Annotated in this window: 6 protein-coding genes and 1 pseudogene; all 7 read right to left on the bottom strand. The window is 41.7% G+C overall.

The features are described from left to right. Positions 1 to 568: 568 nt before the first annotated feature. The 7 genes and pseudogenes from P0078_RS09230 to P0078_RS09205 all read right to left on the bottom strand — a co-directional run bounded on the left by P0078_RS09230 (position 569) and on the right by P0078_RS09205 (position 16,051). Positions 569 to 1,831: an MFS transporter gene (locus P0078_RS09230; RefSeq protein ID WP_282934104.1), complete on the bottom strand. Its 1,263-nt coding sequence runs from the start codon at positions 1,829 to 1,831 to the stop codon at positions 569 to 571. A 197-nt stretch (positions 1,832 to 2,028) separates the two neighbouring features. Then, the gene (locus P0078_RS24560; protein WP_353057068.1) at positions 2,029 to 4,752 is read right to left on the bottom strand and encodes a non-ribosomal peptide synthetase; all 2,724 of its coding nucleotides are present in this window, start codon (positions 4,750 to 4,752) and stop codon (positions 2,029 to 2,031) included. Beyond that, a pseudogene (locus tag P0078_RS24555) lies at positions 4,729 to 4,983 on the bottom strand (condensation domain-containing protein); the annotation flags it as partial. The pseudogene P0078_RS24555 and the gene P0078_RS24560, both read right to left, overlap by 24 nt. Positions 4,984 to 4,994: 11 nt before the next feature. Next, positions 4,995 to 5,168 (bottom strand): hypothetical protein, encoded by a 174-nt coding sequence (locus P0078_RS24550; RefSeq protein ID WP_353057057.1) that lies wholly within the window; start codon positions 5,166 to 5,168, stop codon positions 4,995 to 4,997. Positions 5,169 to 5,212: 44 nt separating this feature from the next. Then, the gene (locus tag P0078_RS09215; RefSeq protein WP_282934103.1) at positions 5,213 to 6,304 is read right to left on the bottom strand and encodes a condensation domain-containing protein; all 1,092 of its coding nucleotides are present in this window, start codon (positions 6,302 to 6,304) and stop codon (positions 5,213 to 5,215) included. A 10-nt stretch (positions 6,305 to 6,314) separates the two neighbouring features. Then, positions 6,315 to 9,491 carry a non-ribosomal peptide synthetase gene (locus tag P0078_RS09210; protein ID WP_282934577.1) on the bottom strand — a complete coding sequence of 1,059 codons (3,177 nt, stop codon included), beginning with the start codon at positions 9,489 to 9,491 and terminating at the stop codon, positions 6,315 to 6,317. A 32-nt stretch (positions 9,492 to 9,523) separates the two neighbouring features. Then, positions 9,524 to 16,051 carry a non-ribosomal peptide synthetase gene (locus P0078_RS09205; protein ID WP_282934102.1) on the bottom strand — a complete coding sequence of 2,176 codons (6,528 nt, stop codon included), beginning with the start codon at positions 16,049 to 16,051 and terminating at the stop codon, positions 9,524 to 9,526. Position 16,052 lies beyond the last annotated feature (1 nt).

Genomic DNA, 16,052 nt, shown 5'->3' with positions numbered 1-16,052 from the left:
TCGGTTTGCAGGCAGCCCCAGTGTCGCAATACGGAACCAAAGGGGAAGCCGGGCCATAGCGGCAGGCGCGCATCTTAGCAATCGGGGCGAGTAGGGGCAATCTGCGGGATTTGAGCGAGGAAACTGCTAAATTTGGGCCCAAAAAGTGGGTTAAATCCTGTGAATTTTGGGTTGGTGAGATTTTCTTCTACGCATGGCTGAGCAGATTTGATGGTTGGCTATTTTCCTTACAGGCCGCTAACTGTTAATGGAATGCTGTTCATCTTCCCCACAATTTCACAAAAGCTCACCATCTTAGCTGCTTCTCCAATTAACTAACACCTTATTGAGAGCGACGTATCTGCCATCAAGAATTGCGATCATGGATATAGCTTATGGAATGAGATCTGCATTAGCTGTCGTTTGACCCGGGTATAGGATCTTTCGATCCACCTAATGAGCTGATGTCTGGAGTGGGATAGCGAAGTGATTAGGATAGAAAGAAGCTTCGACGAAATAATTATTCTTGAGGGTATCAATTGCTCCCCTGCAAGTAGGCTATCCCCCCGAAGGGGGATGGGACTAGAGGCTAACCGTGCTCTATTATTTGCTTGTCTTTATCTATGATCGTAGGGTTAAATTCTGAACTCAGGAATATACTACTACCACAAAGCCCCATGGCTGCTAACAATAACCAAGTATTGTTCAGTCCTATTTCAGCTGCGCCAAAACCACAAACTAGTGAACCGATGACACCACCAAAGCGAGTCGTTAATGAAAAAATGGAGTCAACAGTTGACCTGACCTCGTCCTTGACTGCTTGATGTTGTAACTGAGCGGAGGCAGAAAGACCCAGGCCGATGCTAAAATTAAACAATAAGAATAAACTTACAAACAGTAATAGATCTCCAGATAAAGCCAGCAACATCACCAGAGATAATTTTATCAGGCTGGCTACCAAAAGTACTTTTCCCAATTGCTGATTAAAAAATTGAGCCATCCAGGTAGTGATTTTCGCTGACAAACTGCCTAGTAACATAATTAATGCCATTAATAGCCCATACAGCCAACCTACGGGCATATCGCCCGATAAGGCCTCTAAGCGAACTGGCCAATATTTTTCGACAGCACTAGCTATTGGAGTCAATAAAATAACAGCCAACAATAAGCGCCATAGTGATGGTGAATAGCAGGCTTTAATACCTAAACTGAGTTGGCTAGGGATTTGGCGGATATTTGAAAGTCGAAAATGATCAAATACACGATTTTCTCTGATTTTTATCTCGGTAAAGGCAAATAAGAGTAAGCTGCTAAACAGGGATAAAGCTAAAAGTCCCCGATATAAGTCCAGGTCATAATGCCCGAAATACTCCCCGCCTCCTACTACTAGGGCGCAGCTCATTGCACCAAGAGCCCCAATGAGTCCGGCACGAGTCGCGATATGTGAAAAACCCTCTTGCAGGCTCATTGTACCCTCGGCTTGGTTAAAGCACTCTACAAACCAGGCATTTAAAGAGCCAGAAAATAATGCCTGACTAGCTCCCCATAAAAACATTGCCAGTAAAGCTCCATAAAAGCTTTGCCAAACCAATAGCACTAGGTAACAAGCCATAGACATCGTCAGGGAAATTAGATATACCTTTTTTCTCCCGATCTGATCCGCCAAGCTACCGGTAGGTAGTTCAAAAAGCATGACTGACAACCCCATGACTGCCAGTATTATTCCCAGCTGTGGCATAGACAGGCCCATAGCTAAAAAAAAAGGTGTTAATATCGGTAAAACTAAGTAGGTGGAGAAAAATCCCCACCCCATTTGAAATCCGTATAAGCGGATTAATTCTTGTCGTTCCATAAATCCTTCCTGGGAAGTCCCTAAAAAATACCCAATTCCTCAAAAGTTCTATCGTAAATATGTAGATGTAAATTTTTTCTTGATAAAATATATTCAAGGAATGTAGGTGTATAAGGGAATAAGTCAGAATCTACCTCAATTCAACTGTAATTTTGAGCATTAACAAAGCTAAATCTTAGTTTTCAGCGGATCTTCATTTAACTATAAATTACTTCGCTATGAGTTTCAGTCTCTAGATAATTATCGTAGCTGGAGGAAAATTTAAGGTTGATTACGTTGGCCATAGTATTCAGTGTTTCATCTTCTATCATGATTCGCTCATGTTTTGCATCTATGGCAATATAATCGCAATTTAACAATAAACTTTCGAAACCATTTTTTGGTGTTGAGAAGCCCTTGTTGAACAATTCTTGAATGTCAACATAGTCATTGATCACAGCAAGGATTTGTGTTGGGGTTGCCTCATCAGAGACACTACTGCCTTCAAAGAAAACTACTGGTCCACTATAGGGCTGAAGTGATTTGACATATTCGGCATAGAAAAGAAAAGTATCAACCATTTCAGCTTCAAAACGCCCACATTTAGGTAGCCTCGGATCCTGTTTTATGGTGTCAATCAGATTTTGCTCTATAGTGATCACCACGGGATCGATTAAAAATAGCAATTCGACCCTCTCGCCCAAAGCTATCAGTTTTTGGGCGATACCAAGGGAAACCATAGCACCTTCGCAGTAGCCACCCAGCAAATAGGGCCCACTTGCCTGTTTCTTACGTATCACAGCAAAATAATAGTCAATCAAATAATTCAGTCTTATTTGCCGGCCACTGTACACCTGGATATTTTCCAGCAAGTGGACCGGTCGGTTGATGTCCAGTTTTTCCACCAGTGGAGTAAAAGTTTCAGGGCCTGCTGCTGCTGGAATTAGGAATAAACCGGTTTTGTTACTGGCTTCGTTAAAGGTCATCAATTTATTGAATTCATTATAACCAGTCAAAAAGTTAACAATTTCATCCCCGGTGCAGGATGAAAAATCAGGCATGGGTTCTGCTTTGATACTTTCAGCCAAGCCCCTGATAGTGGGTTGTTCATTGAGTAGTTTAGGTGAAACTCGGATATTGTTGCGACTACAATGATGGTAAACTTTAAGTAACAGTATTGAGTCCCCTCCCAATTCAAAGAAGCTGTCTAGTACTCCGACAGTATCTATACCCAATACCCTTTGCCAAATCAGGCACAACTCCTGCTCCAGTTCATTTTCTGGCGCAACATATTCAACCTTGCTAGTAAATTCTGGATAGGGCAGGGCCACGCGATTTAATTTTCCGTTTATTGTTAACGGCAATGTATCCAGGAAGGTAAAGGTGGAAGGCACCATATAATCAGGCAGGAACTCAGAAACAAAAGCTTTTAACTCGCTAGGATCTGCACTTTTCTTTTCACTGAGAACGACATAGGCGGCAAGGTACTTATTCTTTCCTTGTATCCTGTCAATTACCGCTACCTGCTGTACTTGAGGATGTTGGGCTAGGGCAGCTTCAATTTCACCCAGTTCAATACGATAACCTCGAATTTTTACCTGGGCATCATTTCGTCCAAGATACTCAAGTTCACCGTTAGGCAGCCAGCGGACTAAATCTCCAGTTTTATACAGCCGGTTTTTGATGTTTCCCCCTGATGCAACAAAAGGGTTCTCAATAAATCTCTCAGCCGTAAGTTCGGGCCTGTTAAGGTACCCCCTGGCCAACCCTGATCCGCCTACATATAGCTCCCCCGGAGCACCGATCGGTAAAGGTATTAATTTACTATTGAGTACATATGCCTTCATATCCCTTAATGGCCGACCGATATTGGAGCAAGCCGTATCATCGTTGGCTGTTAACTCTTTATAGGTCACGTGCACGGTCGTCTCTGTAATACCATACATATTTACCAGTTGAGTTGATTTATTACCATAGGTATCCCACCAACCTTTAAGCTGTTCAATATTTAGCTTATCCCCTCCAAAAATCACTAATCGAAGTGCTTCAAGACTTTCTCCGGTGATCCTTAATGTATCAACTAGTGCATAAAAGGCAGCTGGTGTTTGGTTTAACACTGTCACTTGCTCTTGCTGACACAAACGAACAAAGGTGGGTAGATCTTTTGTGATTTCTGTCGTTGGGATTACAAGTTTTCCACCTGTAGTCAAAGCGCCCCAAAGTTCCCAAACACTGAAATCGAAGGTATAAGCGTGGTAAAGTACCCAGGCATCGCTATCATTGAATCCGAAATCGGCCTGGGTGACCTGTAATAAACGCATCACATTTTCATGAGTTTGTAACACCCCTTTAGGTTTGCCTGTTGTGCCAGAGGTATAAATCACATAAGCCAGATCCTGAGGTTTAACAGCGCTTAAAGGCGCTCGTCTGTCGCTAGTAGCTTGAGGTCCTAAGGTGTCTGCATATACCAATTTGGGTATCAGCTCCAGTTCGCCAGAGAAAGCAGTAAAAGTGTGAGCATATTTTTTTGTCGTTATGACCAAGGAGACTTTAGTGTCTTGTAGAATATACAAGCTTCGACTCTTGGGGTAGTCTGGAGAAATAGGCACATAAGTACCGCCAGCCTTGAGAATAGCTAAAATACTAATTACCATTTCCAGGCTGCGATCAAGGAAAATGCCAATCAAAGTATCCGGTTCAAGTTGTTTTCCCTGTGCTGATAGATAATCAGCTTGTAGCTTTAGTGCCAGTTGGTTGGCTCTATTGTTTAGCTGTTGATAACTGAGGGTTTGTTGCTTAAATGATATTGCTGGTTTGTCGGCAAAGGTCTTAACTCGCTCTTCAAATAGTTGATGAAGACATAAGCTCAGAGATGAACTTTGTGTGGTTTTGACCCAGTCATTTAGTAAAATTTGCCTCTCCTGCTGACAAGCCAAATCCATATAAGCAATAGGCTGATGTACATCGAAAACCATTTGAGCCAATATTCTTTGATATAAATCAGCGAATCGCTTGATTGTCTGCTGATCAAATAAGCTGGTAGCAAAATTAAAGGCGCCGTTAAGTTCGGGTTCCGAGTCATTAATATATAAACTCAAATCAAATTTGGCTGGAGAATACTCTTGATGGTGTTGAATATCTTCCAGTGATTCTTTGTTAACAAGATCTTGTTGATTTAGGTCGTTTAAGGATTGCTGGGTGAAAGGGGGTTTTTACTTTTTTCTACATTCAGCTGGACGCTTTCCAGACTAAACAGGACTTGAAATAAAGGGTGGCGGGAGGGGTCTCGTTCCACTTTCAGCAATTTAACCAAACGCTCAAAGGGGAGCTCCTGGTAAACTTTGGCTGCCAGGACCAATTGATGAACTTTATCTATCCATTGTGCAATTGAAAAGCTCTCGTCTATTTCCCCCTCAACGCTAACAAATTAACAAAAAAACCTATAACACTTTGGGTTTGTACATGGTGACGATTTTCTGACGGCGTACCGATAACCAGGTCTTTCTGGCCGCTTAACGTCGAGAGCAATAAATAAAAACCACTGAGCATTAAACAATACAGAGTCGTCTTCCGATCACGGGCCAATAATCTTAATTGTTGTGACAGATGTGTATCTAATGAAAAATTGAATACCTGACCACGATAATCTTGCTGGGGCGGACGCGGTCTATCTGTGAATAAGTGTAACGAGCTGTATCCACCCAATTGCTCTAGCCAGTAATTCTCAAGGTTTCGTAGTTCTTCTCCCTGTAAAAATACTTTTTGCCATACGGCATAATCACTATAGCAAATGTCTATCTGAGCAAGGTCAGGTGTCTGCCCAAGACAATAGGATGAATAGGCTTGAGATAATTCGGTGAAGAAAATTTGTGCTGACCAGCCGTCAAATGCAATATGATGCCAAACAAAAAGAACAAACACTCCTTGGGGAGAATCAAATCGAATAACCCTTAACGGTGTTTTTTCGCTTAAATCAAAGTTCTGCTCTATGGCTTCTTGTATCCCATTTAACAGATCAGTATTGTTATTTTTTGATAGACAACGAATAGTTAAAGGGCTATTAAGGACTTGCTGGTAAGTATCACCATTTTCATGAAGGCGATAAACGGTGTTTAGTATTGGATGGCGCCTAACCATATACTGAATAGCATCTACTAAAGCGGGATAGTTAACATCATCAGATAGTCGAATCAGATGTGGGATATGATAGGCATTACTTCCTTGCTGCCACTGATGAATAAATAATAACCTCTCCTGGGCAAAACTAAGTTCAGATTTTTCTTCGGGTACAGAAAATATTATCCTATTGATGAAGTCACTTTTACTGTAAATGTGATTAAATTTTAACAAGCGGATTAATGATGACTTGTGTTCTTTGATTGACTCTAATAGATCGCTGTCTGACAAATCTTTTTTACTACTCAGGCGTAGCTGTTCTCCATCCAGCCAGATTGCGACTTGATTGTTTTTTATTTTGCTGATTAATTGATTCATTTTATTATCCCTATAAGACCATCTCAAATTCTTGAGTGTCATCCTGATTTGATACTGCGTCTTGCTGTAACGAAGTACTTAATTTTTCAATTGTTTGATTTGCAAATAACATTGCTAGTGGGATATCTATACCAATTATCTGGCGACTTTTGGCCCCAAGACTGATGGCTTTGATTGAATCTCCTCCGATACTGAAGTAGTTATCGCGGATACCAACCTGGTCCAATCCCAGGACCTGTTGCCAAACTTCGCACAATTGGCGTTCAAGTTGCGTACGTGGAGCCAGATAATCACTCTGGGAAACAAGCTTGGGAGTTGGCAAGGCCTTTTTATCCAGTTTGCCGCTTAAATTAAGTGGTACTTTATCAATCCAGTTAAAGCTTGCAGGAATCATATACTCGGGCAATACAGACACTAATGTTGCTTTTAATATATCAAGATCTTTGGAGTCCTCGGAATCTGGGACTAAATAGGCTGCCAAGTATTTTTGACCTTGATATTCGTGATCTGTCACTATCGCTTGCTTTACTCCATCCAGGTCATTTAAAGCCGCTTCGACTTCACCTAACTCAATACGGAAACCTCTAATTTTCACTTGCAAGTCATTGCGACCGATATAATCCAGCTCACCGCTGGGTAACCACCTGACCAGATCGCCGGTTTTGTAAAATTTGGTATAACCTCTGGCTTTATCTTCCTCACTGGCAAAGGGGTTTTCTATAAAGCGCTCTGCTGTCAGTTGAGGTTGATTCAAGTAACCCCGGGCAAGGCCGGCTCCGCTTATATGCAACTCACCAATAGCCCCTATTCCTAATAACTGACCTGATTTATCGAGGACATAGCTTTTGTTATTGGCGATGGCCTTGCCTATGGGGATCTGGTTGTCTTCTGATTGAGGTGGACAATGATATTGATGGCTACTGATAGTCGTTTCTGTAGGTCCGTAGACATTAATGAGTTTATCCCCCAAATCACTGGCTAGCTTGGTTGAGGTCACTTCGCCACCCGAGATGACTCGCTTCAAGCCATGCTTTTCCCCAAGTTCCAATGCCAGAAGGAGACTAGATGGTGCATCCAGGTGAGTAATGGACTCTTGCTCAATTAGCCGCTCCAGACGGCTAAAAGACTGGATGTCGGCATCACCGGTAATTACTAGCCGAGAACCACTAAGTAATGCTATAAATATCTGCTCTATCGATGCATCAAAAGTGTAGTTAGCCAGTAATAATAAATTTTCATCAGAAGAAACTTGATACGTTTCTAGGTTATGTTGCATCAAATTAACGCAACTGTGATGCTCAATCATCACACCTTTAGGTGTGCCAGTGGTACCGGATGTATAAATCACATAAGCCAGATCGGATATTGATGTCAGCGCAGGTAAATTATCCCCACTTATTGCTTCATTCAAAAGTAACTCTTGGGTTACACACACTATGGATTCTTGATGTTCAATACCGACGATTTTCCGGAGTTTATCTTCGTTACTCTCTCCCGTTAAGATCATCGGACATTGACTGTCAGCTAAGATATAACACAGGCGCTGTTCAGGGTAATCAGGCGAAAGCGGCAAATAAGCTCCACCGGCTTTTAGCACTGCTAAAATAGCAATGACCATATCGATACCGCGCCCAAAATATAATGAAATAAGGGTGTCTGGTACTATCGATTGCCCGTGAGCTGTTTGATACTGTTTTGATAGGATGCGGGCTAGGCGGTTTGCTCTTTCATTAAGTTGACGATAAGTAATCCGTTGCTGTTCAAAGATCAGTGAAATGTGATTTGGCGTTTGCAGGGCTTGCCGTTCAAATAATCCATGTAAGGTTTGTCCCTCAGGGAAATCAATCCTTGTATCATTCCACTTACCTAGGATTAGTTGACGTTCAATTTCACTCACTCGTTCAATCTGATCTAAACACAACTTCGGCATTGCCAACATACTTGTGAGTAGGTGTTGATACAGGTTGGCGATGCGAATGATGGTCTTTTCATCAAATAAGCTGACTGCATAATTAAAAGTTGCGGTAATTTCCTCGCTACCATCATTTAAAAATAGACTTAAATCGAAAATTGCCGGCGAATAAAGAGAAGCTTCTCCATCAAGTTTAGAGGGTAAAAACGGGAAATCGTCATTAACACTTTCTTGCTGAACAAAGCTCTGTACACCGAACATGACTTGGAAGAGTGGATGACGGGAGCTATCACGTTCAACATCAAGTGCCTCGAGCAGGCGTTCAAAAGGCAGTTCCTGGTGCACTTTAGCCTGAGTAACGGTCTGATGCACCTGAGCTATCAAATCCTTTACAGTCATTTTGGTATCGAGAACAGTTCTCAATACTAGAGTGTTAACGAAAAAACCAATCAAGTCTTGCGTTTGGGCATGGTGACGATTATCTGAGGGTGTGCCTACAAGGATATCTTCCTGCCCGGACAAGGTTGCGAGGCAAAGATAAAACCCAGTTAGTAATATGGTATATAAAGTAGTGCCTTCAGATCTTGCAAAAGCGCGTAACTGCGCTGATGTATTTCCGTCTAGGACAAAGTGATGGTGCTTACCTCTTTGATCAGCCTTTGGCGGCCGTGGATGATCTAGTGGCAGTACCAAGGATTCGTAACCGGACAACGTTCTTTGCCAGTAATTCAGCAGATTTTCTAGAGTCTCACCTTTGAGATATTCTCGTTGCCAAACAGCATAATCATGATATTGGATTTCCAGCACCGGTAGTGATGCTTGCTGCCTTTCACAAATAGCATGATAGATTTGTGAAAATTCTTTAATAAAAATTCCTGTAGACCAGCCATCAAAAGCAATATGATGCCAAAGGATCAACAAGTACCGTTGTTCGCCTAACTGGTACATATGTAAGCGGACGGCGCTCTCATGGCTTAGATCAAAGGGACGATTATTTTCCCTAATCAGGGTAGTCTTCAATTGGGATTCATCTGTAAGCTGATGCTTGTTTATTACTATCTCCCTGGGCTGGACTTCTTGTAGGGTGACACCATTTTTGTCCGTGTAGTAGATGCTGTTTAGTATAGTGTGACGTCGTACTACCTCGCTTATTGCCCGCTCAATATTATTTAGCGATGCTTGAGGCCTGAGTCTAACTAAGTAGGGAATATGATATGCACTTGCCCCGGAATCAAATTTCTCGATAAAGAATAAACGCTCCTGGGAAAAAGACAGGGGATAAGGGGCGACTTTTGCTGAAGGAATTCTTAGCAGAGGCTTCTCCTCAAGCCCTTTGGAGAGGGCAGCAATATTTTTTTCTCAAAGAGAGTTGCTAGGGATAGTTCAATACCTAATTCCCTGCGAATGGTAGCTATGAGTTGTACCGCATTGATCGAATGCCCACCGATTCGAAAAAAGTCATCCGCAATACCTACGCGATCAAGTCCCAATATCTGCTGCCAGATCAGGCAGAGATTTTGTTCAAGATTGGTGCGGGGAGGGAGGTAGTTATCATTTATAATCAATTGTGGATTTGGTAACGCGCGATAGTCCAATTTTCCATTAGGGGTTAATGGCAATTTCTCCAACAAAGTATAGCTTTCAGGTACCATGTATCCCGGTAAATTAATAGATAGCATTTGCTTTAGGGTTTCCGGTGAAATTTTCTCTCTTGCCTCTGGTACTATATAAGCAACTAATATTGTATTTTCTTCATGGTGAAAAGTGGTTACTAACGCTTGCTTTACTGCTTCGATTTCATGCAGGGCTGACTCGATTTCTCCTAATTCGATCCGGTAGCCCCGAATTTTAACTTGCTTACCAATGCGCTCAAGGTACTCCAAATTTCCGTCTGGTAACCAGCGCACTAAATCCCCAGTTTTATATAGCCGGTCATGTCCCCTTTCTCTATCTTCATCACTGGCATAAGGGTTATTAATAAAACTCTTAGCTGTCAGCTCTTCCTGATTAAGGTAGCCGCGAGCAATACCTGCACCGCCGATATATAGTTCCCCAGGAGACCCGACAGGTGCCGGTTGGCCATTTTTATCCAAAACATATAATTTTTTATTATGCAATGGGCTGCCAATAGGCAGTTTTCTCATCTTGGTATTTAAGTGACAGGCAGTAGCAAAAACAACCGTTTCAGTCGGCCCATAAACATGTGTAAACGAAATTTCAGGGTGGTCATTAACTAGCTGGTGTAAAGTTCCAGCATCGGCCTTTTCTCCGCCAAATAAAATATTATTTACCTTCAATCCATTTAATAGGCTTTCTTTGGTCAGGACACTCAGTAATGCAGTCGTGATAAAAAATGAATCAATATGATGGCTATTTAGATAATCTATTAAACTTATAGGAGACTGGATTACGTTCTGCGTAATGAGATGCATACTGCAGCCATTTAGCACACTGTAAAATAAGTCAAATACGAAACCATCAAAAGCATAGGAAGACAAACTGGCAATATTGGTCACCTTGGAGGCTTCCAAATAACGATTATTGCAAGTAAAAGCTGCTATTGCATTATGTTGCACTAAAACGCCTTTGGGCTTACCTGTTGTCCCTGACGTGTAAATCACATAGGCAAGATGATTGCTACTTGATGTTTCTGGTAAGTTATCGTGATGATATGCGGTGACTTCCTTTTTATCATCAACTACAAGGATTGATGGAGCTTGGTACTTGCCAGCCTGGGATGCGGGTAGTGCCGATAAGCTCTGCTTATCACTCATTACCAGCGAGATTTGTGCATCTTCCAGTATAAATTTAATACGTGCTTGAGGGAGGTCCGGTGCAATTGGCACATAGGCCGCTCCAGCTTTCAGTACCGCCAAAATGGCAACCACCATATCTGCGCTACGTTGAAAACATAATCCTACTAGATCGTCGGGCTCTATTGTCCTCGCTGTGCTGTCTTCATATTTATTTAAAAGTGCACGTGCGAGACGGTTGGACTTTTGATTTAGCTCCCGATAGCTTAGTCGGCATTGCTCAAAAACCAGGGCAATATGATCAGGTGTCCGGCTGACCTGCTGTTCAAATAGACCATGTATAGTGTTTCCGGCGGGGTAATTAACCTGAGTATCATTCCACTGGTACAACATTTTCTGTCGATCAACGGTACTTAGTTTTTCTATTTGTGCTATCGGAAAGTCTGGTCCAGAAAGGAGACCGGAAAGCATCCTTTGGTAAAGACTGGATATATGTGCTATAGATTCTTCATCAAAAAGACTTACCGCATAGTTAAACCCTGCGGTAATTTCATCGCCATAATCATTTAGCGATAAACTTAGATCAAATTTTGCCGGTACATATAAATTGCTTTCATCAATTAATTTTGTAGGAATAAAAGGTAGTTTTTCGGCATCACTGATTTCCTGCCTGTTATTCTGTAGACCAAACATTACCTGGAATAAAGGATGGCGAGAATTATCTCGCTCTATCTTCAGTTCTTCAACTAGACGCTCAAATGGGAACTCCTGATGCACCTTAGCCGAAGTTACGACCTGGTGCACTGTGGCTAATAGTTCTTTTATCAACATTTCGGACTTGATTACAACACGCAAAGCCAGGGGGTTAACAAAAAAACCGATCAAATTTTGAGTCTGGGCATGATGACGATTATCTGACGGTGTGCCCACCAAAATATCTTCTTGCCCAGACAGGGTTGTCAGGCATAGGTAGAATCCACTGAGAAGTACAGTATATAGAGAGATTCCTTGATCTTTTGCTAATCTTCGTAACTGTGCTGAGATTTGACTACCTAGAGTGAACCGATGGTATTTACCTCGGTGATCAGCCACTATGGGCCTGGGGTAATCAAGTGGTAAAGCCAAAGATTCATATCCGGACAAACGTTGTTGCCAATACTGTAGCTGCTTCTCTAGCTGCTCTCCTTGCAGATAGTCATGTTGCCAGGCAGCATAATCACGATATTGAATATCCAGTTCGGGTAGGAGAGCTTCTCGTTTTTGACATATAGCTTGGTAAATTTCTGAAAGCTCTTTGATGAAAATCCCGCTAGACCAGCCATCAAAGGCGATGTGGTGCCAGAGTATTAGTAGATAATCTACTTCCCCTAATTGATATATATGAAGTCGAACTGCCCCTTCCTTTTCAAGGTCAAAGGAATGCATACACTCTTTTCTAACTAAGAGCGTTAATTGTTTTTTGTCCGCAGCTTTGTGCATTTGTAAAATGACAGGAGTAGATAGTACCTCTTGCCGACTAATTCCGGTGTTATCGGTATAATAGACACTGTTAAGCACAGTATGTCTACGAATCACAGCGTTTAGCGCTTGTTCAAGCTTATCCAGCGATGTCTTTGGCTTTAGTCGGGTAAGATAAGGTATATGATAGGCACTGCTACCAGATTCAAATTGCTCAATAAATAGAAGTCTTTCCTGAGCAAAAGATAGTGGAAATGCGGTTGCATTTGAGCGCGGGATTGTCAACAGCTTTTGTTTTTCTATTCCCGAAATCAGAGTGGCTATATTTTTTCGTTCGAACAGATCTTCCAGTGAAACTTCTATAGCCAGTTCTCGACGAATAGTAGCGGTTAGCTGAACTGCATTAATTGAATGGCCACCTATACGGAAAAAGTCATCCTTAACGCCTATGTGTTCCAGTCCCAGTACACGTTGCCAGATCTGACACATCTGACTCTCTAGTTCGGTTCGGGGTGCAAGGTAGTTATCCTTAGAAATTAGTTCCGGGGTGGGTAAAGCACGATAGTCTACTTTACCGTTGGTGGTTAGCGGGATCTGATCCAGGTAAGTAAAGCTCTCCGGCAACATATACTCAGGTAAGCTAAGAGCCAATGTGTCCCGTAAGACTTCTGATGAAATATCTTGTGCTAGACAAGGTACTATATAGGCTATTAGCAGGGTACTACCCTGATGATGATAAGTTGTCACCAGTGCCTGTTTTACTGATTCTACGTTGGTGAGCGCAGTTTCAATTTCCCCTAACTCAATTCGGTAACCCCGAATTTTAACCTGCTGTCCTATACGTTCCAGATATTCCAAGTTCCCGTTGGGTAACCAGCGCACCAAATCGCCGGTTTTATATAAGCGATCATACCCCCTGCTTTTATCTTCATTATTGGCAAAAGGGTTATTGATAAAATTCTGTGCTGTCAGTGCTTTCTGGTTGAGATAGCCTCGGGCGACTCCTGCTCCACCGATATATAATTCCCCTGGAGCCCCGATGGGTACCGGACAACCTTTTTTATTAAGTACGTAAGCCTTAACATTATTGATAGGGCGACCTATACATCGATTATTATTTTGCTGATAAAAGTTCAGGCTTTGAATGGCTGTTACCGTAGCTTCAGTTGGTCCGTATTCATTAATAAGCTTGTCTTTCCAAATATTTACCAACTCTGGTGAACAAGGTTCACCGCCAAATACCACTCTTTTTATTTGCTGTTTGTCTTTGATGTCACCTAAAGTCAACAAATGAGAAGGAGATGCTACCAAGTGTGTAACCTGATGTTTGGTTAATAAGCCGATGATTTTTTCCGGTTGTTTTAATATTCCTCTTTCGGGTAATATCAATCTCCCACCATTCAACAGAGCCAAATAAAAGGGCTCAACTGATGCGTCAAAAACATAAGACAACAGCCAAAGTACACGTTCTTGATTGTCAAAATTAAATGCTTCGCTTTGTGCTTTAATTAGATTGACAACGGATTTATGCTCTACCATTACTCCTTTAGGAGTGCCGCTTGTGCCTGAGGTATAGATTAGATACGCCAGGTTGTTTCCTTGCGGACCATGACTTAGGTTTTCGATAGAATACGGCGCAGTTTCTACTTGGTTATCTACTGCAAGTAATAAAGGTGGAGTGGGGATTTCTTCGAGTAAAGAGCGGAGTTTATCAAGCTTGAAACTTTGACTTAATACCAGGGCAGATTTACTGTCTTCTAATTGAAATTTCAGACGTTTTTGAGGTGCATCACAGGCAAGGGGAAGGTAAGCTGCGCCGGCTTTTAGCACAGCTAATATCCCTATAACCATTTCCAGGCTTTGTTCAAAATATAAGGCAACGATAGTATCGGGTCTTATCGTATTTCGGTGTTTATCTTGATAGTTATGCTGTATTGCCCTTGCTATTTGATTAGCTTTTTCATTTAACTCTTGGTAAGTTAATTGTTGTTCTTCAAAACTAACCGCGATTGAATCATGATTTATTAGGGCTTGAGTTTCAAATAGATGTGATAAACTTAGCTCATTACCACTATGTGAGCTTGTCTGATTCCAATCAATTAAAACTTTTTGGCGATCTCTATCTGACAAACTATCAAAAGTATTGATAGGTCGGGAGGGCTGCTCCAGCATCTGTACTAAAATTTTTTGATAGACTCTACCGATACGAATAATGCTGTCTTCATCAAATAGACTTACGGCATAACTAAATAAACCTTTTATCTGGTTCCCACTGTCATCGAGAGTCAGGCGTAAATCCGCTTTTGCAGGCGAATATAATGGGTTTTGAGGATCTGTTTCTACTCGGGTAAACGGCAATTCATATAGGTTTGTCAAACCAAAACTTTGTACCGTAAACATTACCTGAAACAATGGATGGCGGGACAAATCCCTTTCCACTTCCAGTGTATCAATGAGAGACTCAAATGGTAGATCTTGGTGAGTTTTAGCCGCAGAGACTACCTGATGTACCTGCCTGATTAATTCATCAGCTGTTATATCTGCATTTAACTTTACACGTAGCGCCAGCGAGTTGACAAAAAAGCCAATTACGTCTTGGGTCTGGGCATGATGACGATTATCTGACGGAGTACCTATCAGGATATCTTCTTGCCCTGATAGGCTAGACAGTGTTGCAAAAAAAGCACTGAGGAGGACGGTATATAGAGTAGTTTCCCTTGTTTGGGCATAGTGCCGCAATTTCAGGGATAGTCCAGTCTCTAACGTAAAGTAGGTATTTTTTCCTCGGTAATCCATTTTTTTTGGGCGAGGGCGATCTGTTGGTAAAGCTAAAAGTTCATAACCGCATAAGGTATTATGCCAGAAAGACTTTAGCTTGGAGAGATTTTCTCCATTTAGGTAATCCCTCTGCCATTGGGCGTAATCGCTATATAGGATAGATAGGTCTGGTAAGCGTACTTCCTGACTGTTAAGTAGAGATTGGTAGGTGCTAGATAATTCCCGTAAGAAAATGTCCATTGACCAGCCATCAAACGCAATATGATGCCACATAATTAGCAAATACAGCTTTTTATTGACCTCATAATATTTCAGGCGCATTGGTGGATCTTGTGACAGATCGAAGGGGCGCACTATCTCATCTTTTACCGCCGGTAGTAAATTTTCTTCTGTGCTTAATTGGGTTGTCAAAATTTTAATAGAGTCAGATAATATCTGGCTGATATTCTGGTTGTCAGACTCCATATAGACGGAATTGAGCACAGGATGGCGTATTGCCAAATGTGTAAAAGCACTTTGTAGAATATCTAATTGGGCATCTTGGTCCAGTTGCACTAAATACGGAATGTGATATGCACAGGTTTCAGGCTGTAAGCGCTCAATAAACAATAATCGTTCTTGAGCAAAAGATAGGCGGTATTGTATAAGTTCCTTAAGCTCAGAAAATTTTTCCTGTGAATCAATTTCTCTTCTTTGCAAATAATTAACTAACTGAGACTTTTCTTCTTTCAATCGTGTTAGTAGTTCTTGTGGTATTTCATCAGTGCTACTTGCTAACTTTAGAATATCTCCACTGACCCAAACCGCTAAGCTATTTTTTTTGAGTTCTTTAAGTAAATCCAACATC

This window comes from Microbulbifer sp. VAAF005 (assembly GCF_030012985.1).
Lineage (GTDB): Bacteria > Pseudomonadota > Gammaproteobacteria > Pseudomonadales > Cellvibrionaceae > Microbulbifer.
The sequence above is the reverse complement of the archived record's forward strand: the minus strand, read 5'-3'. Positions and strand labels throughout refer to the sequence as shown.

Coding starts and splice junctions, on each gene's coding strand:
- P0078_RS09205 (WP_282934102.1), bottom strand. CDS start 16,051: ATGTTGGATTTACTTAAAGAACTCAAAAAAAATAGCTTAGCGGTTTGG.
- P0078_RS09215 (WP_282934103.1), bottom strand. CDS start 6,304: ATGAATCAATTAATCAGCAAAATAAAAAACAATCAAGTCGCAATCTGG.
- P0078_RS09230 (WP_282934104.1), bottom strand. CDS start 1,831: ATGGAACGACAAGAATTAATCCGCTTATACGGATTTCAAATGGGGTGG.
- P0078_RS24560 (WP_353057068.1), bottom strand. CDS start 4,752: ATGGATTTGGCTTGTCAGCAGGAGAGGCAAATTTTACTAAATGACTGG.